Here is a 22,414-nt window from a genome sequence, read left to right on the forward strand (position 1 = left end):
TCCGCCCGGTGGTGTTTGCAACGACTGTATCCATGAACATTCGTGCCGAGACGACGAACGAGACGAAGCGCGACTTTCCCGTCGAGATTTATATCGCGATGGTGGATGCGCTTTACGCCGACGTGCGGACTTTTCTGTTCGGGGCTCTGACCGCCTGGGTGGCGGCGCTCTATGCCGCCTATCTCACCCCGGTGATCATTCTCGACGGCTTCGCCGTCGCGCTCGGCCTGGTCAGCATCGCCCGCACGCTGCACATCATGTCGTACCGGCGGGCGCGGGCCGATGTCGTGACCTATGAGGCGGCGCGGCGCTGGGAGCGGGCCTATACCATTGGCGCCAACGCCTATGTCTTCATGCTCGGACTGTGGTGCTTCGCAAGCTTCGCCCTGACCTCCAGCGTGGTGGCGCAGCTGTTCAGCATGTCGCTGGTGCTGGCGCACATGGTCGGCGTCACCGGGCGTAATTTCGCCAATGGCCGTTTCGTCGACACCCAGATCGTCCTGCTGGCCGTGCCGGTCATTTCCGGGCTGCTGGTCACCGGCAATGTCGATCACATCGTGCTGGCGCTGTTCTTCGCCCCATTCTTCGTCAGCACGCGCAGCGTCGCGGCCCGGCTCAGGAATATTCTGCTCGACGCAGTCATCGCCAAGCGTGACGTCGAGCTGCTGGCCACCCGCTTCGACACCGCCCTGAACAACATGCCGCATGGCCTCGCCATGTTCGACGCGACCGGCCGGCTGGTCGTCGTCAACGCGCGCTGGGGCGAGATGCTGCATTGCGATCCCGCCTGCATTCGCTCGGGCGCGCGGGTCGATGCCATCGTGGCCAATTATGTCGAGAGCGGCGTGATCAATCCGCACGACGCCAGCCGCATCATGGAGATGGTCAGGCGGCGTGCCGGCGACCGGTCGATGAACCGGCTGGAGGTCGAGACCAGCGAGCGTCATATCGACGTGGCGTTCCAGCCGATGGAAAACGGCGGCCTGGTCATCGTCATCGAGGACATCACCGAGAAGCGCCGGACCGAGGCGCGCATGGCCCATATGGCGCGCCACGACGCGCTGACCGGCCTGCCCAACCGGATCCAGTTCCAGGAGCGTCTCGAACTGGCGCTGACCATGCGCACCGACAGCGACATGCTGGCGGTGCTGTTCGTCGACCTCGACAATTTCAAGCAGGTCAACGACACGCTGGGCCATCCGATCGGCGATACGCTGTTGATCGAGGTCGCCGACCGGCTGCGTTTCGTGGTCGGCGAAACCAATGTCGTGGCGCGTTTCGGCGCCGATGAATTCGTCGTGCTGCAGACCGGGGTCCGATCGGTCAACGAGGTCGCCAAGCAGGCCGGCCGGATCATCGAGAACCTGTCGGACATGGTTCAGATCGAAGGTTCGACGGTGGTCTGCGGCGCGTCGATCGGCATCGCGCTGGCGCCGCGCGACGGCACCGATCCGGATCAGCTGCTGAAATGCGCCGACATGGCGCTGGCGCGCGCCAAGGCCGGCGGCAAGGGCATCCTGCACTTCTACGAAGAGGAGATGGATCGCCAGGCCCAGGCCCGGCGCGCCACTGAACTCGACCTGCGCAAGGCGATCCACAACGAGGACCTGGCGGTCTATTTCCAGCCGCTGCTGAACCTGAAATCGCTGACCATCACCACCTGCGAGGCGCTGGTGCGCTGGCCGCATCCGACCCGCGGCATGATCTCGCCGGCCGAGTTCATCCCGATCGCCGAGGAAACCGGCCTGGTGGTGGAGCTCGGCCGCCAGGTGCTCAGAAAGGCCTGCGCCGCCTGCGCCGCCTGGCCGAACGACGTCCGGGTCGCGGTCAATCTGTCATCGGTGCAGTTCGACCGCGACGACGTGGTGGCATTGGTTCGCGAGACTCTCGAGGTCACGGGACTTAGCGCCGACCGGCTCGAACTGGAGATCACCGAGACCTTGCTGCTGCAGGACTCGGCCTCGATCCTGGCGACCCTCGAGACATTGCGCACCATGGGCGTCAGGATCGCGCTGGACGATTTCGGCACCGGCTATTCGAGCCTGAGCTATCTGCAGAAATTCCCGCTGCAGAAGGTCAAGATCGACCGGTCCTTCGTGCGCAACCTGGAAACCGACACACGCGCGGTCAAGTTGCTGCAAGGCGTCACCCGGCTCGGCGCCGATCTCGGCCTTGCGGTCGTCGTCGAGGGCGTCGAGACCTATGCCCAGATGAAGCTGATCGACGAGCCCGGCGTGGTGACCGAGATCCAGGGCTTCCTGCTCAGCCCGGCCATTCCCGACGAACAGCTGCGGATGCTGCTCTGCCGCTCGGGCGAGGGGCTCCTGAAAAAGGTCGCCTGACAGGCCGGCCTGACCATGCCCCTGCGGTATCCGTATTCTATCTGATCCTGGGGCTCCGTGATCCGGAGCTTTTCGCGTCGGGAGCCTATGACGGAGGTCGGCCACCGGAGCGTGGTGGCGTGCGTCGGGCTGTTGCGCGCCATGCGTGTGCGACGTGGTGGAAGGTTCGGGCCAGGCTTCCGCGAAATCGCGGAAAAGCGAAATTCTGCAATGTCTTGAACGGATCGGGGGCAGGGCTTCGCCGATCTGTATCATTGCCTGTGTTGTGCAATGCAACCGCCGCGCGAGACGGTGTCGCAGAAAAAACACATTGTTAACCATCCCGACAAGCAAGCTTTATGTTGTCAGCGCGGACCTCGCCTGCGCGTTAACGATATTTTAACCACGCGCTTTCCAATCGTTAAAATTTGATTAACATTGTCCTCAGTTCTGGCCGCGAAGACTGGCATTCAACGTGAGGCATGCGAGATGAATACGGTTAATCCGGCGAATTCTTTCGCAAATCACGTTATCGAGCTGCTGGGCCGCGTCGAATACCGGCTGGCCGAGACGAAGGAAGACAAGCAGGCGATTTATCGGCTGCGCTATGACTGCTACCTGCGCGAGGGCGCGATCCGGCCGAACAAGCGCGGCATCTTCAAGGACAGCTACGACAGCTCGCCGAATGTCTGGATCTTCGGCATGTATCTCGGCGACAAGCTGGTCAGCTCCATCCGAATTCATGCGGCGACGAAAGCCTGCCCGATTTCGCCGGGAATGGCGGTTTTCGGCGACGTGCTGGGCGCGCGCATCGAGGCCGGAGAAACCGTCATCGACCCGACGCGGCTGGTCGTCGACCACGAGCAGTCACGCGCCAATCCCGGGCTTGCCTATGCGACCGTCCGGCTCGGCTTCATGGCCTCGGAATTCTTCCGCGCCGATCTCGGCCTCGCCACGGTGAGGACCGAGCATCGGGCTTTCTACAAGCGGCTGTTCTTCATGGAGGCGATGGGCGAACCGCGCCACTATCCCGGCCTGAAGAAGCCGATCAACCTGATGGGCATCCACTATCCCTCGGTGCATCAGCGCATCGTCAGCCGCTATCCCTTCATGGCGTCCAGCGCGATCGAGCGGGATTTCCTGTTCGGCCGGAACCAGCCGGCCCATGCCGTGCCGGCGCGTATCGAGCCGAACCGTCGCGCCAAGCCGCCGATGCGCGGGCAGGCGGCGGCAGCCTGAGCAGGGGACGGGCAGGGGCGCGCTAGCCACTGCTTTTCTGCTTCAGGCCGGCCTCAGCAGCCGCATGGCATTGGCGGTGACCAGAACGGTGGCGCCGGTATCGGCGAGGATCGCCGGCCACAGGCCGGTAATGCCGGCGACGGTGGTGACCAGGAAGACCGCCTTCAGGCCGAGCGCGATGGTGATGTTCTGCCGGATATTGGCCATGGTCCGGCGCGACACGGCGACCATGGCCGCGACGTCGCCGACACGCCCGTGCAGCACCGCCGCATCCGCCGTCTCCAGCGCCACGTCGGCGGCACCGCCCATGGCGATCCCGACATCGGCGGCGGCCAGGGCCGGCGCGTCGTTGATGCCATCGCCGACCTTGCCGACCCGCTCGCCGGCCGCCTGCAGCTGTTCGACGATGCGCATCTTGTCCTCGGGCAGCAATTCGCCGCGCGGCTCGATGCCGACGAGCCGGCCGATGGCCTCCGCGGTCCGGCTGTTGTCGCCGGTCAGCATGATCGCCCTGATGCCGGCGGCGCGCAGCGCCTCCAGGCCCTCCCGCGCGTCGGCGCGCGGTTCGTCGCGCATGGCGATGAGGCCGGCGACCCGATCGCCCGCGGTGAGAACCGAGACGGTCTTGCCCTCGTCGTTGAGCGTCTGGATCCGCGCGGCGACATCGGCGTCGAGGCCGGTGCGTTCCGCTGCGGCCGAGGCCGAGCCCAGGAACAGGAACTGGCCATCGACCTTGCCGGTCACGCCCTTGCCGGCGACGGCGCCGAGATCGGTCGCCGGCGCGACGATGGCTCCCGCGGCCTCGGCGCGGGCCAGGATCGCCTTGGCGAGCGGATGGCTCGATCCGGTTTCGAGGGCCGCGGCGAGCGCCACGACGTCGGTATCGGTCCGTCCGAGGCCAACCACGTCGGTAACCTTCGGCTTGCCCTCGGTCAGGGTTCCGGTCTTGTCGAAGGCGACCACCGTCAGCGATCCCAGGCGCTCGAGCACGGCGCCGCCCTTCATGAGCAGGCCGCGCCGGGCGCCGGCCGAGAGGCTCGCGGCGATCGCGGCCGGGGTCGAGATGACCAGCGCGCAGGGGCAGCCGATCAGCAGGATGGCGAGGCCCTTATAGATCCATTCGGTCCAGGCGCCGCCCAGGGCCAGCGGCGGAACGACGGCGACGAGCGCGCCGACGACCAGCACGGCCGGGGTGTAGTAACGCGAGAAGCTGTCGATGAAGCGTTCGGTCGGCGCTTTCGACTCCTGGGCTTCCTCGACCAGCTTGACGACCCGGGCAATGGTGTTGTCGGCGGCCGCCGCGGTGACGCGCAATCTGAGCGCCGCCTCGCCATTGACCGTGCCGGCGAAGGCGGTGTCGCCGACGGTCTTGCGCTTCGGCGTGCTCTCGCCGGTCACCGGGGCCTCGTCGATGGCGCTGTCGCCGGAGACGATCACGCCGTCGGCCGGCACGCGGTCGCCGGGCCGGACCAGGATGACGGCGCCAATGGTCAGGCTGTCGGCCGGCACCTCGCGGGTCCGGCCCTCGGTTTCGACGAGCGCGGTCTTCGGCACGAGGTCGGCCAGGCCCTGGATGCTGGCGCGTGCCTTGGTGGCGGCAACCCCCTCGAGCAGCTCGCCGACCAGGAACAGGAACACCACGGTCGCGGCTTCCTCGGTGGCGCCGATGATCACCGCGCCGACCGCGGCGATCGTCATCAGCATTTCGATGGAGAAAGGCGTACCGGCCCGTGCGGCGGCGAAAGCGCGCCGGGCGATCGGCACCAGGCCGACGGCGAGCGCCAGGATGAAGACCCAATGGTCGATCGCCGGCACCAGCTTGCCGAGGCCATAGGCGGCGACCAGGGCCGCGCCGCAGGCCAGCGTCATGAGCCCCTTGCGGCTGCGCCACCAGGGGCCGGTCGCCGGGCCGTGATCGTGACCGTGAAGATCGCCGCTCCCGGCCGCGCCGGCCGGCCTTGCGGCCGCATGCGAATGATCCGCGTGGTCGTGATGGCCGTGCTCTTGGCCGGCGTGGTGATCATGGTCGTGGTCATGATGCGTGCCGGCGCAGGCGTGGCCGTGGCCGCCGTCATCGTGCTCGCGCGTGCCTGTCGCCGCCTGAGCGGTCTCGATCGCGGCGACCCCATAGCCGAGGCCGGTCACCCGGCTTTGAACCGCGGCGAGATCGCTCCCGAGGCGATGGGTCACGGTCATGCGGCCGGTCGTCGCCGAGACGCTGACGTCCTCGACGCCGGGCATGCGGCGCACCGCGGTGTCGATCTTGGCGGCGCAGGAGGCGCAATCCATGCCCTCGATGCGAAAGCGGCTCTGGCGAACGGCTGCGGTCATGACGATATTCCTGCTTGTCACGATCGTCATTAAATGTCGCCATGACGGTGCGGCAAGGCCAGGAGCGTCAAATCGGGCGAGAGCTATAACGTTACCTGCCGGGCGGGCACTGTATTGGGCGCCCCTTGCAGCGTAACCGCAAGTTTCAATAGGATGCTATAACAGAACGCTGCTATCTTCACCGGCGCCGATACAGAGGCCGTCCATGAGATCCGACAGCCGCAAGCCATTCGATGCCGTCAGGCGCGGCCCGCAGCCGGCCTCGCCACGAGCTTCGGACGGTTTCAAACGCGAGACCTTCACGTTGCCGCGCGAGGCTGCGCGGGCGAAAGCGCGTGAAATCCTCACGCGCTTTCCCAAGGCTGCCTATATGACCGAAGTCGAGACCTGGCGGGAGCTGGATGACGGACGCATCGAGTTCACGATGCGCCGCCTGCCGACCGCCGACTGAGCTTCAGGCGCGGATCTTTTCACGCTTCTCGGCGTGGTCATCCGCGTGATCTTCGGCATGATCCTCGTCTTCTTCGTCGTCGCCGTCCTCGGTCTCTTCCTGCTCGTCGTCCTGCTCTTCTTCCTCGTCGAGGTCGAGCGGCGACAGCGCGGCCACCGGGATCTTTTCGCGGAACAGGTCACCCTCTTCGCCGATCCAGATGCAGGTCACCTCGTCGGCCTCCACGGAGGCGACGGTCAGGGCCTGGCCGCCCGATTTCAGCATCACGACATCACCGGCATTGTAGGTCATGGCATCCTCCTGGGTTGGGAAACGCCAAGGGTCTAGCCGAGCCCGGTGACGGGATGATCACAAGCGGACGACGGGTCGACCCGTCGTGCCGGCCTGCGGCGCAGCCTGCGACGTTTCGTCCAGCCCTTCTACGTAATCGGCCGAATGACGCTGGATCCGCCAAAGCTTACATTTGCCTGACAATGTGAGATGGATGAGGCGACCGTCAGAGGTGAGGTTGGAACACGATCTGGATCAGACGCCGGAACTGCTTCTCGAGGTCGTCGACGAGTGCGTCCGCGCCGGCCGGCGCAAGAACGAGATCGCGGCCTTCCTGGCGCGCGAATATGGGCTCGACGCCGGCACCATCGCGCGCCTGATCGCCGATCACGGCGCGCGCCAGCCGCGGCGGAGCATGTCGACCGGACTGACGGCACTGACCGCGCTCTATCTGGCGGTCTTGTCCATGTTGCAACGCCAGGCGCAGGAACAGGGCGAATTGATGCCCCTGCTGCTGGTCTGAAATTCTCGCGCGACGGCCTGACGGCGGAGCCTCGGCGGATCTTTCCGCGCGATTGAGCTGATCTTCAAACATATGAAGCCGTGCCCGGGGCCGGCGGCGGTCGCCGTCGCCGGCCGCCCCGCTTGTCGCTGCCTGCCGGCCGTCCCTCCGGCGTCTTCGAAACAGCTTTGCCGGCCTCGATCGCGGGGCGAGGGCTGCGCGGCCCATCGACAAGGGGATCCCGACCAAAAAGTGCGCGTGACCTCTTGCCCACCTGATGTATTTTGAGATACCAAAATGCCAACGCGGTATTTTGGGATGCGCCGGCATGGAACCCTTTCCCCTGATCGAGCTTAGCGGCGATGCCGAAACGCGTGGCCGCCAGTACGGCCGGCAGGCGACCAAGCGCATCCGGCGCAGCATCGAGCATTATTCGGCGCAATTGACCGCGGGCGGGCACGGCACGGCGACGATCCGCGCCTGGGCGCGCGATTTCGTGCCGCGGATCGAGGCCTTCGATGCTGACTACGTCGCGGAGATGCGCGGCATCGCCGCCGGCGCCGATGTCGAATTCGAAGACATCGTGCTGATCAATGCGCGTACCGAGGTTCTGCAGCTCGGCAAGCGCGCCCAGCTCGCCGCCCAGGACCCCGACGGCTGCACCGGCGTGGTGGTGATGCCGGCCGCCTCGCGCACGGGCGAACTCATTCACGCCCAGAACTGGGACTGGAAATCCGAATGCGCCGAGACCGGCGTCGTGTTGCGCATCCGCCGGGACGGCGGGCCCGATATCCTGACCTTCGTCGAGGCCGGCGGCCTCGCCCGGGCCGGCCTGAACGCGGCCGGCATCGCAGTCACCGCCAACTACCTGGAGAGCGATCGGGACTATCGCGAACTCGGCGTGCCGCTGTCGCTGATCCGGCGCAAGGTGCTGGAACAGGAGTACCTCGCCCAGGCCTTTCACGCCGCCTATACCACGCGCAAATCCGCCTCCAACAACATCATCGTCAGCCATGCCGGCGGCATCGCCATCGACTTCGAATGCGCACCGGACGAGAGTTTCCAGGTGCTGCCGACCGACGGGCTGATCGTCCATGCCAACCACTGGCAAAGCCCGGTGGCGCTGGCCAAGCTGAAGGACACCGGCATCGCCAATACGCCCGACAGCCTGTATCGCGACCTCCGGGTGCGCGCGCTTCTGGAGGCCAGACGCGGGTCGCTCGACGTCGATGCGGTGCGCGACGCCTTGTTCGATGTCTACCAGTCGCCCTGGTCGGTCTGCCGGCCGCCACGGCTGAATTCCGGCGGCAATCTGTCGGCAACGGTCGCCATGCTGCTGATGCAGCCGGCGCAGGGCGTGCTCGACATCGCGCCTTTGCCCGCGCTCAACCGGGTGTTCACCCGTTACGAATTGTCGCCCGGCACCGCGACGAGGGCTGCATGAAGCAAGCGCTTGCTCTGGCCGCGACCGCCTGGCTGGCCATGCTGCCGATGGCGGCGTCGGCCCAGCCGGCCCAGTCCGCGCCGCCGCGCGGCAGCTATGGCCTGAGAGCCGCGCTCAACTCCGATATCCGCAGCACGCAGCCCGGCGTGAACCGGGATTTCAACACCGACACCGTGGTCCTGCACATGGTGGAGGGGCTGGTGGCGTTGCGCGAGAACGCCGCCATCGCGCCCATGCTTGCCGAGCGCATTGACCTCTCGGCCGATGGGCTGACCTACCGGTTCGCGCTGCGCCAGGGCGTGACTTTTCACAACGGCGCGCCGCTGACCTCGGCCGAGGTCGTCTGGAGCCTCAGGCGTTATCTCGATCCGGCCACCCAATGGCGCTGCCTGCCGGATTTCGACGGCCACGGCATCGCCAAGGTGGTCGATGTCGCGGCGCCCGACGCGGCGACCGTGACCATCACGCTGGAAAAGCCGACCGCCCTGTTTCTCAACACCATGGCGCGACCCGATTGTGGGGTGACGGCCATCGTTCACCCGGCTTCGCTGGGGCCCGACGGTGCCTGGCGCGCGCCCATCGGCACCGGTCCCTACCGGTTCGGCGAATGGCGCCGCGGCCAGTATATCGACCTCGTCCGTTTCGATGGCTATGTGCCGCTCACCGGTCCCCGCGATGGCCTGGCCGGTGCCAAGATCGCTTTCACGGCGCAGATCCGCTTCATGGTCATCCCGGATTCGTCCGCCGCCAAGGCGGCGCTGATCTCGGGCGCGGTCGACATCATGTCGGACGTCGCCTCGACCGAGCTCGGCGATCTGCGCGCGCGGCGCGACCTGAGCGTCGCCACGGCGCCGACCATGGGCCTGACCGGCTTCCTGTTCCAGACGCGCGACCCCTTGCTCAGGGATCCGCGCATCCGCCAGGCCCTGGCGCAGGCGATCGACATCGCACAGATCGTCCAGAGCGTGGTCGGCGACGACGCGCCCGACAATCCCTCGCCGATCCCCAGCTCCAGCGCCTACCATTCGGCGGCGCAGAGCGTCCGCCCCCGGCACGACATCGCCGCGGCCAGGCGGCTGCTGGCGGAGGCCGGCTATCGCGGCCAGCCGATCCGGATGATCACCAACCGCCGCTATCCCAATGTCTATGACGCGGCGGTCGCCGCCCAGGCCATGGCGGCGGATGCCGGCATCAAGATCGAGCTGGAGGTGCTGGACTGGGCGACCCAGCTCGACCGCTATACCCGCGGCGACTACCAGATGATGTCGTTCCTCTATTCGCCCCGGCTCGACCCGTCATTGTCCTATGAAATGCTGTCGGGCCCGAAGGACACCCAGCCGCGCAAGCTCTGGGAGGATCCGGAGGCGCTGGCGCTCATCCGGCGCTCCTTCGAGGTGGTGGAGCCGGTCGAGCGCCAGGCGCTCTTCGACGACCTGTTCCGCCGCTTCATGGCCCAGACCCCGGCGATCATCCTGTTCAACCAGCCGGACTATCTCGCCTATCGCAACGGCCTCGACGGCGTCGCCTCCTGGCCCGCCGCCCAGACCAGGCTCTGGGGCGTGTCCAGACGCTGAACCAGAAGACACTGAACCAGAAGACACTGAACCAGAAGACACTGAACCAGAACGGGGAGGGGAGGTCGCCGACATGACGTTTGCCTATGCCTTGAAGCGGCTCCTGCTGGCGCTGCCCACACTGCTGCTGGTCTCGGTCGCGGTGTTCACCATGATCCGGCTGGTGCCGGGAGATCCGGCCCAATTGATGCTGGGCGACGCGGCCGATGCCCAGCAACTGGCCGCGCTGCAGGATGCCATGGGGCTGAACCGGCCCTTGCCGGTGCAATTCCTCACCTGGCTCGGCCACGGCCTGAGCGGGGATCTCGGCCGCTCCATCTCGAATGGCGAGCCGGTGCTGCCCTTGATCCTCGAGCGCTTCCAGGTGACCGCGCCGATCGTGCTGGCGGCGGTCGCGCTGGCCGGCCTGTTCGCCGTGCCGCTCGGCACCATTGCCGCCTGGAAGCAGGACAAGGGGCTGGACCTCGCGGTGGTCGCCGGCGCCACCTTGCTGCTGTCGATCCCGGCCTTCTGGCTGGGCCTGCTGATGCTCCTGTTCTTCGGCCTGAAGCTGGGCTGGGTACCGGTGGTCGGCTATGTGCCGTTCACCGAGAATGCCTGGCAGGCGCTGCGCTATATCGCGCTGCCGATCGTCACGCTGACCTTGATCGAGACCGGCGTGCTGACGCGCATGGCGCGCAGCGCCACCATCGACGTGCTGCGGCTGGAATATGTCGCCCATGCCCGCTCCAAGGGCCTGCGCGAATCCACCGTGCTGCGCAAGCATGTGCTGCCCAATGCCTTCGCGCCGACGCTCACGCTGATGGGCATCGTGCTCGGCAACCTGCTCGGCGGCATCGCGGTCATCGAGACGGTGTTCACCTTGCCCGGGCTCGGGCGGTTGCTGGTCGACGGCATCTATGCCCGCGACTATCCGGTGGTGCAGGGCGTGATCCTGTTCATCGCCTGCATCTATGTGCTGGTGAACCTGATGGTCGATCTGCTCTACCCCTTGTTCGACCCACGCGTCGCGGCGGAGTGAGGCTGATGATGCGCCTGCGCCTCAACGCGATGCTCGGTGGGCTGCTGATCGCAGCGGTCCTCACCATGGCGGCCGTCTCGACCGTCTGGACACCCTTCAACCCGCTCGGCGTCAACCTGCGGGCCCGGCTCGCCGCCCCCTCCGCCCTGCACTGGCTGGGCACCGACGAGGTCGGCCGCGACGTGCTGAGCCGCCTGATGGCCGGCGCCGGCACATCCTGCCTGGTCGCCGCGCTCACCGTGCTGGTGGCCGTCCTGCTCGGCAGTTTCATCGGCCTCGTCGCCGGCTTTGCCCGCGGCTGGGTGGACCGGGGCCTGATGCTCATCAACGACACGCTGCTGGCCTTTCCGGGCATCCTCCTGGCGCTCGGCCTGATGGCCATCATCGGCGCCAGCAAGTGGGGCATCGTGGCCGCCCTCGGCCTTGCCTATGCCCCGACGGTCGCCCGCATCGTGCGCGGTTCGGTGCTGTCGATCCGCGAACGCGAGTTCATCGAGGCGTCGCGGGCGATCGGCAATTCCGAGCTCTACACCCTGTGGCGGCATGTCCTGCCGAGCACCGCCTCGCCGGTCATCGTGCTGGCGACCGGCATGTTCGGCTGGGCGATCCTGGCCGAGAGCGCGCTGAGCTTTCTCGGCCTCGGCGTGCCGCCGCCGGCACCGACCTGGGGCAATATGCTGGCCGCCGCCCGTCCCTATATGGAATCGGCGACCTGGCTCAGCCTCTGTCCCGGTTTCTGCATCGCCATGACGCTGCTCGGCATCAACCTGATGGGCGATGCGCTGCGCGACCACCTGGATCCGCGAAGGGAGCAGCAATGACCGAGGCAACCGTCAGGCCGCTCCTCTCCGTCCGGGGCCTCAGCGTCGGGACGGGCCCTTTCGTCGCCGTCAACGACGTCTCCTTCGACATTCAGCCCGGCGAGATGCTGGCGCTGGTGGGCGAGTCGGGCAGCGGCAAGACCGCCACCGGCCGGGCCATTCTCGGTCTCCTGCCGCCGGGCCTGAAGCGCCTGGCCGGCAGCATCGCCATCGAGGGCGAGGACCTGACCACGGTCACGCCGGCACGGCTGCGCGAATTGCGCGGCGGCTCGATCGGCATGGTGTTTCAGGAGCCGATGGTCTCGCTCAACCCGGCGCTCAGCATCGGGGCCCAGCTCGGCGAGGCGCTGGCCCTGCACAGTCCGATGAGCCCGGAGGAGCAGCACGCGGCCTGCCTCGCCATGCTCCGGCGGATCCAGATCCCCGACCCGGAAGGCTGCCTGCGCGCCTATCCGCACGAATTCTCCGGCGGCATGCGGCAGAGGATCATGCTGGCGGCGGTCATGCTGCCGGCGCCGAAGCTGCTGATCGCCGACGAGCCGACCACCGCGCTCGACAATCTGGTCCAGGCCGAGATCCTCAACCTGATGGTCGAACTCGCCAGGGATCGCGGCACCGCGGTGCTGCTGGTCACCCATAATCTCGGCCTGGTCGCCCGTTATGCCGACCGCGCCCTGGTGATGCAGCGCGGCAAGGTGGTGGAGGAGGGCAGGGCCGGAGAGCTTCTGCGCAACCCGCGCCACTCCTATACGCGCGACCTGGTCGCGGCCATGCCGCGCCGGACGCCACGGCCAAGGCGCGTCGCCGCGTCCGAGCCGCTGCTGGAAGTGCGTGGTTTCACCGTCGACTATCCCGGCAGCCGCGGCCTGTTCCGGCGCGGCACCGCCAAGCGCGCGGTCGACGGCGTCGACCTGACCATCGCGCTCGGCGAGACCGTGGCACTGGTCGGCGGCAGCGGTTGCGGCAAGACCACGCTCGGTCGCGCCATGCTCCGGCTGATCACGGCGAGCGGCGGCCAATTGCTGTTTCGCGGCCGTGACGTCACGGCCGCGCGCGGCCCGGCGCTGCGGGATTTCCGACTGGCCTGCCAGATCGTCTTCCAGGATCCCTATTCGTCGCTCGACCCGCGGATGCGGGTCGGCGAGATTGTCGCCGAGCCGCTGCGCCACGAGACCGGCCTCGATGCGGCCGCCAAGGCGGCGCGGGTGGCCGAGACCTTCGAGGCGGTCGGGCTGCCCGGCATGGCCGACCGCTTCCCGCACCAGCTCTCCGGCGGCCAGCGCCAGCGTGTCGCCATTGCCCGCGCCATCGTCCGCCGGCCTGCGCTGGTGGTGGCCGACGAGCCGGTCAGCGCGCTCGACATGACCGTGCAGAAGCAGATCCTCGACCTGATCCGGCGCCTGCAGGAGGAACGGGGTTTCGCCTGCCTGTTCATCTCGCACGATCTCGGCGCGGTCGCCGAGGTCGCCGATCGGGTGGTGGTGATGCAGGCGGGCCGGATCGTCGAGCAGGGGTCGCGCGACGAAGTGTTCGACCATCCGCGCCACCCCTATACGCGCGCGCTGCTGGACGCGACGCCGCGCATCGACGCGGAGCTGGTGGTGGCGGAGGTCGCGGAGGTTTGACCCGCATGGACCCCTCGCCGCTTGCGGGTGGGGGGGGCTTATGCGCCCTTCTATTGTCCCAGGGTGACGTTCCAGAACCGCGGCTTCAGGCCGGCCCAGGGCTCGAAACCCTGCACCCCGGTGCTGACGCCGGAGATCGTCGCGCGGTTGATCCAGATGCTCAGCGGCGCGTCGGCGAGGAACAGCCGGTGCAATTCGTCGAAGATCGGCTGGCGGGCCGCGGGGTCGCCGAGCGTGAACAGCCGGGCGAGCAGGTCATTGGCCGCCGCGCTGCGCCAGACCTTGTCGGGCGAGGCGTCGGGGCCGCCGACGAAACGATCGAACGAGAAGATCGGGTCGAGATAGGGCGTGACGTTCCAGATCATCACCTGGTAGCGGCCCTTGAAATAGCGGTCGAGCTGGGCGCCGAACTCGATCGTCTCGACCTCGGCGTTGATGCCCACCGCCTGCAGCATGGCCTGCAGCAGGATGGCGGTGTCCTTCATCAGCCCGAACTGGCTGTTGGTGGTAATGACGACCGGCCGGCCGGCATAGCCGCCCTCGCGCAGCAGCCGGCGCGCCTTGGCGAGATCGTGGCCGAAGCCCTGCTGCTGGACCGGGCCGTAGTTACGGCTGGTCGACGGCACCAGCGAGGTGCCGGGGCGGCCGTAGCCGGCATAAAGTCCCTCGCGCAGGCCGTCGGTGTCGATGGCGATCGCAATGGCCTGGCGCACCCGCGCATCGGCGAGCACGGGGTCGCGCGACTGCATCAGGATGGCGTTGAGCCCCGCCGTCGGTGCGTCGAGCACTTTCAGGCCGCGCGCGCCGCGCAGTTCCGTCGCCATGGTCGGATCGACCTCGGGCCAGACGTCGAGATTGCCGGACTGCAGGGCGACCTTGGCGGTGCTCGGGTCGGGGATCAGGGTGAAGCGGATCCGGTCGAGGCCGGCGCGCTTGGCGCCGGACAGGCCGTCGGTCGGCTCGCTGCGCGAGGCATAGGCGGCGAAGCGGGCGAGCTGGACATATTGGCCCTTGCGCCACTCCTCCAGCATGAACGGCCCGGTGCCGATGGCCTTGACCCAGCGGCCTTCGGCATCGACGGAATCGGGATGGGCGATGCCGGTGCTGTCGCAATCGGAGCGCGCCATCATGCTGAGGAAGACGCCGCTCGGCTCGGCCAGGTGGAAGGCCACGCGCCGCTCGTCCAGCGCCTCGATGCCGGTGATCCTGATCTGCCGCGTGCCGTCGAAATTGGTGCGGCATTGCCACGGCTGTTTCGGGTCGAGAAAGCGCTGCCAGGTCCAGACCACTTCGCGCGAGGTCAGCGGCTGGCCGTTGTGGAAGCTGACACCCTGGCGCAGCGTGAACGTGACCGTGCGTCCATCGGCCGAGGTGTCGATCGTCTCGGCCAGCATCGGCGCCACCGTGCCGTCGGCACGCCAGGCGACCAGGCCCTCGTAGATCTGCTGCAGCACGGCGCCGGTGGCGACATCGGGGCTGGTGCCCGGCATCAGGCCGCGAATGTCGGAACTGACCATGGTCCGCAGCATGGTTTCGGCCGCGGCCGAGCGCGCGAGCGGCGCGGCGGTGGCGACCAGCGCCGCGACGAGCGACAGCAGGGTCCGCCGCCGGAGCCGGGAATGGGAGAATGGAAGCATCGGGGCGGTCCTTGTCGTGACGGGCAGGCGGGACGGGGTCAGACGAGATCGCGGCAGCGGCGAAGCGTCGCGCCGGCATCGCGGGCGCGGGCGATCAGCCGCTCGAGGATCGGCAGCCGCGAGGCGCGCGCCAGGCCGATATCGGCGCGCGGATGCACGGTCAGGCAGGCATAGCCGGCGACCGGCAGCAGCGCATCGAGTTCCTCGGTGAGGAAGGCTTCGGCGCGGTCCTGGGTCAGCCGCCGGCGGAAATGAGTGGCGTCGGTCAGTCCCTCGCTCCACGGCAGCTCGACCATGTCGGCGCCGCCGTCGGCATCCAGGGCATAGGGCGCGTCGTCGTCGAGAAAGCTCGAATCGTAGCGATAGCCGAGGCGGCCGAGCAGGCCGATGGTGGCCGCCGAGAGCGTGCCGGTGGGGCTGCGAAAACCGGTCGGCGCGACGCCGGCGAGCCTTGTCAGCGTGTCGCGCGCCTCGCCCAGGATGTCGGCTTCCTCGGCCGGGGCGAGCGCCGCATGGTCCTCGAAGGCGCGGCCGTGGCTGGCGATCTCATGACCGTCCCGCAGGCACTGTTCGAGCAAGGCGGGCATGCGCGACGCTTCGCCCGAGGGCCAGAACAGGGTTGCCGGCGCCTGCAGCCGCCGCAGCGTCTCCAGCAGCCGGGCCATGCCGATGCGATAGGCATAGGCGCCATGGGCGAAACGGCCGTGGAGTTCGGTGCCGGGTGCTTCGGCCGCCTCCGGGCCGAGGCCATGGACATTGACCGTGATCAGCAAGGTCCTGGTCATGCGCGCGGGTTCCGCCAGGTGGCAGGCGCCGCCAGGCAATGATCGGCGAGGTCGCGCAGGGTGACGAAACGCACACCCGGCATGACCTTGGCGGCGCCGAGGAAACGATCGAAGGCAGCCGAGCGCGCGGGCGTGCCCGAGCCGTAGCCGGCACGCGGATGCACGGTGAAATGGACGTAGCCGTCGCCGGCCGCGATGGTTTCGAGCTCCTCGATCCAGTTGTCGAAGGCTTCGGCCGCGGTGGCCTGGCCCTGGACATAGAGCGGGGCGTCGTCGAGCGAGACGGTGTTGTTCGGCAGGATGACGAAGTCGTCGACCTGCCGCCCGTCGATCGTGGCGAGATAGGGCAGGTCCTCGTCCTTCTCGCTGGCGTCATAGCGATAGCCGAGCCGCTTCAGGGTCGGCAGGGTCAGCCGGCTCTTGCGGCCCGAGGGCGAGCACCATCCGACCGGCGTTTCGCCGACGCAGTCGCTCAGGATCGCGTGGGTCTTCTCCAGCAGCGCCGGTTCGTCGTCGCCGAGGTCCCAGCCCTCGTGCTGATAGCCGTGGGCGGCGATCTCGTGGCCGGCGCCATGCACCTCGCGCATGAGCTCCGGATAAAGTTCGGCATCGTAGCCGCACATGAAGAAGGTGGCGGCAATGCCGTGACGCGCCAGGATGTCGAGGCTGCGCGGCACACCGCGCCTGGCGGCATAACGGCCGCGCGAATGAAGGCCGAGATGGTTCTGGCCGCGCCCGGCCTCGACCGCCGGCCCGTCCATGTGAACGGTGACGCAGACGACGAAACCGGCGCCGTGCGGCCAGCGCGACGCGCCTTTGTTACCGGGTCCGGCGCTTGCGGGGGCTCTGTCGGGCGGGGGAGTGATCAACGTCGGGTCCATCCGTTGCGTCACCCATGAATGCACTATGTGGCACCGAAGTGCAATCCTTTGGCCCCTGGAATGTCAGCGCGGCGGCGCCGGCCAGGTGCTGGCGCATCAGCTCCGCCGCCCCCTGGCGGTCGCCCGCGGCAAGCGCGTCGAGAATGGCGAGATGCTCGCGCACCGACACCACGACCCGTTCCGGTCCGCGCTGCCAGGCATAGTTCGACAGGAGGCGCAGGCGGTTCTGCTGGGCGATCACGGGGGCGAAGAAACGGTTGCCGGAGGCCTCGGCCAGTCCGGCATGGAAGGCCGCATTGGTCTCGAAAAAGGCGACCGCGTCGTCCGCCGTCCAGGGGCGATCGAGAAAGCGGGCGTGCTCGGCCCGCATCCGCGCCTCGAAACCCGGCGGCAGGGCGAAGTTGGGCTCGAGCAGCGCGGCCGGTTCCAGCAGCATGCGGAAACGATAGGAGGCGGCACGATCCTCGGCGGAAGCGAAGCCCTGGGTGAAGCTCCAGCCATGGCCGCGGTTGCGGGTGACCACGCCGGCCTCGGCCAATTGCCGGAGCGCATGGGCGACCGTGGTGCGGCCGGCGCTGAAATGCTGGGCCAGATGCCGCTCGGACACCTCGTCGGGCAGGCTGCCGTCGCGGCGTTCCCGGGAGATGCCGACCAGCAGGCGGGCGATGCCGGTATCGTCGCCGGTCGCGGCAAGGCTGGAGGCGTCGCGATCGAGATCGACGACACGGACCGAGCGGCCCTCGATCGCAACGATGCCCATCTCCTCGAGCAGCACAACCGCGCCATTGACCGGCGTGCGGGAGACGCCGAGCGCCTCGGCCAGCGCGACCCGGCTCAGCCGGTCGCCGCTGACGGCGCCGCGGCCGCGCAGCAGGTCGAGAATGCCGCGCGCCAGGTCTCGTTGCAGCGGGCTGACGGTGGGGGCCGCCTTGGTCATGGTTCCTGTCTTGCCTGAGGAGTGCATTTTGAGATACCAAAATTCCAATTGCGGCGCCAGACGATACGATCGGGCCGGCAAGCTTCAATCATCGTGCGATGTCGGTTTTCCACCAAGCGGGGCATCTGTCTTCAAACGCGTGAAAGACCGGACGGAGCTCCGGCATGTCCTGGGCATCGAAGCTTCCGGTCACCAGCGCAATGGTAGGATTATCGTCGACGGCGCCCAATGTGCTGCCGCAACGCGGACAGAAGGAGCGGCTGGAGACATCCGACGATCGATAGAGCGTGGGTCTTCCACCCGCACCGATCCATGCGACGGCCTCCTTTGGGAACTCCACCCAGCACAGTGTCGGCGCGCCCGAATGTTTCTGGCAAAGCGTGCAGGAGCATGCATGAGGATTGGACGGCTCGCCGGTCGCCCTGAACCGTATGTCGCCACAAAGGCAGCCGCCCAGATAGTGCCTGGTCTTCACTCGCAACTCCTTCGATCCCTGGCCGGCGCATGTCGTCATATTGCGGCGCGCGGCCTCCCCCGGTCGCCGTCGGAACGCAGGCATCGCTGCAAGCGAAGCAAACCTGGAACGCCGCGCGGAACTGGCCGGTTGTCCAGCGGTGAAAATGCGGCAGCCACAAGGTCTGCCGGCGCCGCGGCGGCCTCCTGCCGCGCCTCACCGCCTGGCTGCGCGCAGCCCTTGCAGCCAGCGCCGGATCGGGTTGGGTGCGACAAGCTTGCCGATGGCGAAATCATTGTCGTCCCACGCGCTATAGGAGCGGATATCCCCGGGCAGGCTGTCGATCACCGCGGCCGGACCCTCGACATCCCAGCTGATGACGCAGCAATAGCAGCCCTTGTCGATGAAGGCGGTGAGCGAAGGTTTGTGCAACGCCAGCCATGCTTCGGCCGCCGCGACACGATCCTCGTCCCGGATATCTACGATGATGGTCGCGCGCTTCGTCATGGCTCTGTCCTGAAGGGACATCGGCGGAATGTCCAACCCGGGCCGGCGACCATCGCCGCGAACGCGCCGCCAGGCGGTCCGTTCGCGGTGACCGGGGCAGGCTGCCCATGTCAGCGGCCGCGCCGGGCGGCCAGATCCGCCATCAGTTGGCGCAAGCCATAGGTCCAGGGCTTGCACTCCGTCGACAGCCGCACCCGGTTGGTCAGGCTGCCGAGTTCGGCGCTGGCGATCGTCACCACGTCGCCGAGTTTGTGGGTGAAGCCCTTGCCCGGCGCCTCGCGATCCTGGATCGGCGCGAACAGCGTGCCGCAATAGAGCACGAGGCCATCGGGATATTGGTGATGCGGGCCGATGGCCTGGGCGGCGAGGTCTTCGACATCCCTGGAGATCGCCGCCATGTCGCTCCTGCCGTCCATGACGAAGCCGTCCTCGCCCGTCACGGTGAGCGACACCTTCATGGCGCGCACCTGGTCGACGCCGAAGCTCGCGTCGAACAGGCGTACGAAGGGGCCGAGCGAAGCCGAGGCATTGTTGTCCTTGGCCTTGCCGAGCAGCAGGGCCGAGCGGCCCTCGACATCCCTGAGGTTGACGTCGTTGCCGAGCGTGGCGCCGACGATCCGGCCGGCCGCGGAAATGACCAGCACGACCTCCGGCTCCGGATTGTTCCAGGTCGAGATCGGATGCAGGCCGACATCGGCACCGGTGCCGACCGACGACAGCACCGGGGCCTTGGTGAAGATCTCGGCGTCCGGGCCAATGCCGACCTCGAGATATTGCGACCAGAGCCCGCGCTCGATCAGGTGGGCTTTCAGCGCCTGGGCCGCCGGCGAGCCGGGCTTCAGGCCCCTCAACTCGCCGCCGATGATCTCGCCGATCTCGGCGCGGATGGCGCTGGCCCGTTCCGGTACGCCTTTGGCCTGTTCCTCGATCACCCGCTCGACCATGGAGAGGGCGAAGGTGACGCCGGCGGCCTTCACCGCCTGGACGTCGATCGGCGAGAGCAGGGCGGGTTTGCCCGGATCCTGCGTCGCCGAGGCCGCGTTGGCGAGGATGTCGGCGAGATCGCCGATGCGCTCGCCGGCGACCGCCTTGAGCGCCGCCGCCGGGTCCGGTCGGTCGAACAGGTCGGCGGTGGTCGCAAAGCTCGCGGTGACATCGAACACGCCGCCGTCGCGGATGGCGACGACGGAGGCCCCGAGGCCGGGGCGGTGAACGCGGCCGACAAGCGTGCCGGCCGTGCCGTCACGCGGCAGGACCGAAGCGGGATCGAGCGCCAGCCGTGCCATCAGATGCACCGGCCGCCGTCGACTTCCAGCACCACGCCGGTGAGGAAATTCCCCGGGTCGGCGGCCAGGAACAGCGCGGCATCGGCAATGTCCTTGGGCGTCGAAAGCCGGCCCATGGGGATGGAGGCGATGAACTTCTTGCGCATCTCCGGCGTGTCCTCGCCCATGAAGGTGCCGAGCAGCGGCGTGTCGCCGGCGACCGGCGCCAGGGCGCAGACGCGGATCTTGTCGGGGGCGAGTTCGACCGCCATCGATTTCGACAGGAGGTTCACCGCACCCTTCGAAGCGTTGTACCAGGCCAGGCCCGGACGCGGCCTGAGGCCCGCGGTCGAGCCGACATTGATGATGCAGCCGCCGCCATTGCCGCGCATCAAGGGCACGACGGCGTGGGCGAAGTGGAAGATCGACTTCACGTTGACGTCGAAGACGCGATCGAAGGTCGCCTCGTCGACATCGAGCATCGGCTGGTTGCGATGCGAGGTGCCGGCATTGTTGATGAGGATATCGACCTTGCCGAAGCGGTCGACCACCTTGGCCACCGCGCGCTGCACGTCCTTGGCCTTGGACACGTCGCATTTGACGCCCATCGCCTTGCGGCCGATGGCCTTGGCGACGTCCTTGGCGCCGTCCTCGTTGAGGTCGAACACCGCCACCTTGCAGCCTTCGGCGGCGAAGGTCTCCGCGATGCCCTTGCCGAAGCCCTGAGCGCCGCCGGTGACGATGGCGACCTTATCCTTGAGACGCATGGTCTCCCCTCCCTTGAAAGCAGCGATGCTTGTTGTCAGCCGTGGTTGATGACGACGGTTTTCGACGCCGAGAATTCGTAGAGCGCCTCGAAGCCCTTCTCGCGGCCGTGGCCCGACTTCTTGACCCCGCCGAACGGCAGCTCGATGCCGCCGCCGGCGCCGTAGCCGTTGACGAAGACCTGGCCGCAGCGCATCGCCCGGGCGACCCGCATCGAGCGCTTGGCCTCGCGGCTCCAGACGCCGGCCACCAGGCCGAAATCGGTGCCGTTGGCGAGCCGGACGGCGTCGGCCTCGTCGTCGAAGGGGATCGCCGAAAGCACGGGGCCGAAGACCTCGTCGCAGGCCAGCCGGTTGGAACGCGGCACCGGGCCGAACAAAGCCGGCGCGACATAGAAGCCGCCGGCCGGTACGCCGTCGGCGATGGCGCCTTCGGCCAGCACCGGGATGCCGTCAGCGCGGGCGCGCTCGACAAAACCTTCGACCCGCTTCTTCTGGCCGGCATTGATCATCGGGCCGCAGTCGAGATCCATGTCCCAGCTGCCGACGCGCACGGTCTTGAAGCGTTCGGCGACCCGGCCGACCAGTTCGTCATAGGCCTTGCGTTCGATCAGCATGCGCGAACCCGCAGAACAGGTCTGGCCGCCGTTCTGGACGATGGCATTGACCAGCACCGGCACGGCCGCGTCGAAATCGGCATCGGCGAACAGAACCTGCGGGCTCTTGCCGCCGAGTTCGAGGGTGCAGCCGATATGGTTCCTGGCCGCCGCCGTCTGGATCAGCGTGCCGACCTCGGGCGAGCCGGTGAATGAAATGAAGTCGATGCCGCGATGGCTGGACAAGGCCGCGCCGGCCTCTTCGCCGAGCCCGGCGAGGAGATTGATGACGCCGGGCGGGAAGCCGACCTCCAGCGCCAGCTCGCAGATGCGGATCAGCGACAGACAGGCGTCCTCGGCCGGCTTGACCACGCAGGTATTGCCGCAGGCGAGCGAGGCCGCCACCGAGCGGCCGAAGATCTGCGCGGGATAGTTCCAGGGCACGATATGGCCGGTGACGCCGTGCGGGTCGCGCACCACGGCGACGGTATAGCCGTTGAGGAAAGGAATGGTCTCGCCGTGAACCTTGTCGGCGGCGGTGCCGTAAAATTCGAAATAGCGGGCGGTCGCCGTGATGTCGGCCTTGCCCTGCTTGAACGGCTTGCCGGTGTCCATGCTCTCGAGGATCGACAGTTCCTCGTGATGGGCCAGGATGGCTTCGCCGAGCTTGACCAGCAGGCGCCCGCGCTCGGTCGCCGTCATGCGGCCCCAGGGACCGTCCTCGAAGGCGCGGCGGGCGGCGGCGACCGCGCGGTCGACGTCCGCCGCGCCGGAACGCGGCATGAGGGCGATGACCTTGCCGTCGGACGGGCCGATCGCCTCGATGGTGCGGCCGTCGGCGGCCTCGCTGGACCCGCCGTCGATGACGTTGAACACCTTGCGGATGGTGGTGGCGGGTTCGGCGGCGGCGATGCTCATGGTGATCTCCTCAGGAAGGGCGGCCGCGTCACGGCTGGGTTGGACCGAACCTAGCGGCGCGGCGATGCCGC

At 67.9% G+C, this 22,414-nt stretch carries 20 protein-coding genes; 9 read left to right on the forward strand and 11 right to left on the reverse strand.

Translation table 11 applies throughout. The annotated features are described in order from the left end of the window. Nucleotides 1-32 precede the first annotated feature (32 nt). Together AC07WJ_RS10405 and AC07WJ_RS10410 are read left to right on the forward strand one after the other, a co-directional pair. Nucleotides 33-2,342, forward strand: a complete 2,310-nt coding sequence (locus tag AC07WJ_RS10405; protein ID WP_494934489.1) for a putative bifunctional diguanylate cyclase/phosphodiesterase — start codon at nucleotides 33-35, stop codon at nucleotides 2,340-2,342. 468 nt (nucleotides 2,343-2,810) lie between these two features. After that, the gene (locus AC07WJ_RS10410) at nucleotides 2,811-3,560 is read left to right on the forward strand and encodes an N-acyl amino acid synthase FeeM domain-containing protein (RefSeq protein ID WP_494934490.1); all 750 of its coding nucleotides are present in this window, start codon (nucleotides 2,811-2,813) and stop codon (nucleotides 3,558-3,560) included. A 42-nt stretch (nucleotides 3,561-3,602) separates the two neighbouring features. Here AC07WJ_RS10410 and AC07WJ_RS10415 read toward each other — a convergent pair whose 3' ends face one another. After that, on the reverse strand, nucleotides 3,603-5,891 hold the full coding sequence (locus AC07WJ_RS10415) for a heavy metal translocating P-type ATPase (RefSeq protein ID WP_494934491.1): 2,289 nt from the start codon (nucleotides 5,889-5,891) through the stop codon (nucleotides 3,603-3,605). A gap of 205 nt (nucleotides 5,892-6,096) precedes the next feature. On the opposite strand from AC07WJ_RS10415, the gene AC07WJ_RS10420 reads away from it, so the two are divergent. Beyond that, nucleotides 6,097-6,342 carry a hypothetical protein gene (locus AC07WJ_RS10420; protein WP_494934492.1) on the forward strand — a complete coding sequence of 82 codons (246 nt, stop codon included), beginning with the start codon at nucleotides 6,097-6,099 and terminating at the stop codon, nucleotides 6,340-6,342. A 3-nt stretch (nucleotides 6,343-6,345) separates the two neighbouring features. Here AC07WJ_RS10420 and AC07WJ_RS10425 read toward each other — a convergent pair whose 3' ends face one another. Continuing rightward, nucleotides 6,346-6,633, reverse strand: a complete 288-nt coding sequence (locus AC07WJ_RS10425) for a YodC family protein (RefSeq protein WP_494934493.1) — start codon at nucleotides 6,631-6,633, stop codon at nucleotides 6,346-6,348. 217 nt (nucleotides 6,634-6,850) lie between these two features. Between AC07WJ_RS10425 and AC07WJ_RS10430 the strand changes: the two genes are divergently transcribed. From AC07WJ_RS10430 to AC07WJ_RS10455, 6 genes are all read left to right on the forward strand, one after another. Beyond that, a complete protein-coding gene (locus AC07WJ_RS10430) occupies nucleotides 6,851-7,135 on the forward strand; it encodes a hypothetical protein (RefSeq protein WP_494934494.1) in 285 nt (94 codons plus the stop codon). Nucleotides 7,136-7,442: 307 nt separating this feature from the next. After that, complete coding sequence (locus AC07WJ_RS10435) at nucleotides 7,443-8,558, forward strand: C45 family autoproteolytic acyltransferase/hydrolase (protein WP_494934495.1); 1,116 nt, start codon at nucleotides 7,443-7,445, stop codon at nucleotides 8,556-8,558. After that, complete coding sequence (locus AC07WJ_RS10440; RefSeq protein WP_494934496.1) at nucleotides 8,555-10,132, forward strand: ABC transporter substrate-binding protein; 1,578 nt, start codon at nucleotides 8,555-8,557, stop codon at nucleotides 10,130-10,132. Before AC07WJ_RS10435 ends, AC07WJ_RS10440 begins: the two co-directional genes overlap by 4 nt. A gap of 73 nt (nucleotides 10,133-10,205) precedes the next feature. After that, nucleotides 10,206-11,153: an ABC transporter permease gene (locus tag AC07WJ_RS10445; RefSeq protein ID WP_494934497.1), complete on the forward strand. Its 948-nt coding sequence runs from the start codon at nucleotides 10,206-10,208 to the stop codon at nucleotides 11,151-11,153. 5 nt (nucleotides 11,154-11,158) lie between these two features. After that, nucleotides 11,159-11,974, forward strand: a complete 816-nt coding sequence (locus AC07WJ_RS10450) for an ABC transporter permease (RefSeq protein WP_494934498.1) — start codon at nucleotides 11,159-11,161, stop codon at nucleotides 11,972-11,974. Then, nucleotides 11,971-13,599 (forward strand): ABC transporter ATP-binding protein, encoded by a 1,629-nt coding sequence (locus tag AC07WJ_RS10455; protein ID WP_494934499.1) that lies wholly within the window; start codon nucleotides 11,971-11,973, stop codon nucleotides 13,597-13,599. The genes AC07WJ_RS10450 and AC07WJ_RS10455 overlap by 4 nt, the downstream gene beginning before the upstream one ends. A gap of 50 nt (nucleotides 13,600-13,649) precedes the next feature. Here the strand turns inward: AC07WJ_RS10455 and AC07WJ_RS10460 are convergent, their stop codons facing one another. The 9 genes from AC07WJ_RS10460 to AC07WJ_RS10500 all read right to left on the reverse strand — a co-directional run bounded on the left by AC07WJ_RS10460 (nucleotide 13,650) and on the right by AC07WJ_RS10500 (nucleotide 22,343). Next, nucleotides 13,650-15,236 (reverse strand): ABC transporter substrate-binding protein, encoded by a 1,587-nt coding sequence (locus AC07WJ_RS10460; RefSeq protein ID WP_494934500.1) that lies wholly within the window; start codon nucleotides 15,234-15,236, stop codon nucleotides 13,650-13,652. 38 nt (nucleotides 15,237-15,274) lie between these two features. Further along, complete coding sequence (locus AC07WJ_RS10465) at nucleotides 15,275-16,021, reverse strand: polysaccharide deacetylase family protein (protein ID WP_494934501.1); 747 nt, start codon at nucleotides 16,019-16,021, stop codon at nucleotides 15,275-15,277. Further along, the gene (locus tag AC07WJ_RS10470) at nucleotides 16,018-16,890 is read right to left on the reverse strand and encodes a polysaccharide deacetylase family protein (protein ID WP_494934502.1); all 873 of its coding nucleotides are present in this window, start codon (nucleotides 16,888-16,890) and stop codon (nucleotides 16,018-16,020) included. The genes AC07WJ_RS10465 and AC07WJ_RS10470 overlap by 4 nt, the downstream gene beginning before the upstream one ends. After that, entirely contained in the window at nucleotides 16,841-17,839 is a 999-nt protein-coding gene (locus AC07WJ_RS10475; protein ID WP_494934503.1) for a GntR family transcriptional regulator, read from the reverse strand. The genes AC07WJ_RS10470 and AC07WJ_RS10475 overlap by 50 nt, the downstream gene beginning before the upstream one ends. Nucleotides 17,840-17,927: 88 nt before the next feature. Further along, the gene (locus AC07WJ_RS10480) at nucleotides 17,928-18,398 is read right to left on the reverse strand and encodes a GFA family protein (RefSeq protein ID WP_494934504.1); all 471 of its coding nucleotides are present in this window, start codon (nucleotides 18,396-18,398) and stop codon (nucleotides 17,928-17,930) included. 111 nt (nucleotides 18,399-18,509) lie between these two features. Next, entirely contained in the window at nucleotides 18,510-18,800 is a 291-nt protein-coding gene (locus tag AC07WJ_RS10485) for a hypothetical protein (protein ID WP_494934505.1), read from the reverse strand. A gap of 110 nt (nucleotides 18,801-18,910) precedes the next feature. Next, complete coding sequence (locus AC07WJ_RS10490; RefSeq protein ID WP_494934506.1) at nucleotides 18,911-20,086, reverse strand: fumarylacetoacetate hydrolase family protein; 1,176 nt, start codon at nucleotides 20,084-20,086, stop codon at nucleotides 18,911-18,913. Continuing rightward, nucleotides 20,086-20,832, reverse strand: a complete 747-nt coding sequence (locus AC07WJ_RS10495; RefSeq protein WP_494934507.1) for an SDR family oxidoreductase — start codon at nucleotides 20,830-20,832, stop codon at nucleotides 20,086-20,088. Before AC07WJ_RS10495 ends, AC07WJ_RS10490 begins: the two co-directional genes overlap by 1 nt. Nucleotides 20,833-20,867: 35 nt before the next feature. Next, nucleotides 20,868-22,343, reverse strand: coding sequence for an aldehyde dehydrogenase family protein (locus tag AC07WJ_RS10500; RefSeq protein WP_494934508.1), 1,476 nt, complete (start codon nucleotides 22,341-22,343; stop codon nucleotides 20,868-20,870). Nucleotides 22,344-22,414: the final 71 nt, after the last annotated feature.

It is taken from the genome of Phreatobacter sp. GW821-FHT04C01 (genome assembly GCF_059420385.1).

Excerpts from the sequence above, each read along its gene's own strand:
- AC07WJ_RS10445 (WP_494934497.1), top strand. The coding sequence starts at position 10,206 with ATGACGTTTGCCTATGCCTTGAAGCGGCTCCTGCTGGCGCTGCCCACA.
- AC07WJ_RS10405 (WP_494934489.1), top strand. The coding sequence starts at position 33 with ATGAACATTCGTGCCGAGACGACGAACGAGACGAAGCGCGACTTTCCC.
- AC07WJ_RS10410 (WP_494934490.1), top strand. The coding sequence starts at position 2,811 with ATGAATACGGTTAATCCGGCGAATTCTTTCGCAAATCACGTTATCGAG.
- AC07WJ_RS10420 (WP_494934492.1), top strand. The coding sequence starts at position 6,097 with ATGAGATCCGACAGCCGCAAGCCATTCGATGCCGTCAGGCGCGGCCCG.
- AC07WJ_RS10435 (WP_494934495.1), top strand. The coding sequence starts at position 7,443 with ATGGAACCCTTTCCCCTGATCGAGCTTAGCGGCGATGCCGAAACGCGT.
- AC07WJ_RS10440 (WP_494934496.1), top strand. The coding sequence starts at position 8,555 with ATGAAGCAAGCGCTTGCTCTGGCCGCGACCGCCTGGCTGGCCATGCTG.
- AC07WJ_RS10500 (WP_494934508.1), bottom strand. The coding sequence starts at position 22,343 with ATGAGCATCGCCGCCGCCGAACCCGCCACCACCATCCGCAAGGTGTTC.
- AC07WJ_RS10450 (WP_494934498.1), top strand. The coding sequence starts at position 11,159 with ATGATGCGCCTGCGCCTCAACGCGATGCTCGGTGGGCTGCTGATCGCA.
- AC07WJ_RS10460 (WP_494934500.1), bottom strand. The coding sequence starts at position 15,236 with ATGCTTCCATTCTCCCATTCCCGGCTCCGGCGGCGGACCCTGCTGTCG.
- AC07WJ_RS10495 (WP_494934507.1), bottom strand. The coding sequence starts at position 20,832 with ATGCGTCTCAAGGATAAGGTCGCCATCGTCACCGGCGGCGCTCAGGGC.
- AC07WJ_RS10485 (WP_494934505.1), bottom strand. The coding sequence starts at position 18,800 with ATGACGAAGCGCGCGACCATCATCGTAGATATCCGGGACGAGGATCGT.
- AC07WJ_RS10465 (WP_494934501.1), bottom strand. The coding sequence starts at position 16,021 with ATGACCAGGACCTTGCTGATCACGGTCAATGTCCATGGCCTCGGCCCG.
- AC07WJ_RS10415 (WP_494934491.1), bottom strand. The coding sequence starts at position 5,891 with ATGACCGCAGCCGTTCGCCAGAGCCGCTTTCGCATCGAGGGCATGGAT.
- AC07WJ_RS10490 (WP_494934506.1), bottom strand. The coding sequence starts at position 20,086 with ATGGCACGGCTGGCGCTCGATCCCGCTTCGGTCCTGCCGCGTGACGGC.
- AC07WJ_RS10480 (WP_494934504.1), bottom strand. The coding sequence starts at position 18,398 with ATGCCTGCGTTCCGACGGCGACCGGGGGAGGCCGCGCGCCGCAATATG.
- AC07WJ_RS10455 (WP_494934499.1), top strand. The coding sequence starts at position 11,971 with ATGACCGAGGCAACCGTCAGGCCGCTCCTCTCCGTCCGGGGCCTCAGC.
- AC07WJ_RS10475 (WP_494934503.1), bottom strand. The coding sequence starts at position 17,839 with ATGACCAAGGCGGCCCCCACCGTCAGCCCGCTGCAACGAGACCTGGCG.
- AC07WJ_RS10425 (WP_494934493.1), bottom strand. The coding sequence starts at position 6,633 with ATGACCTACAATGCCGGTGATGTCGTGATGCTGAAATCGGGCGGCCAG.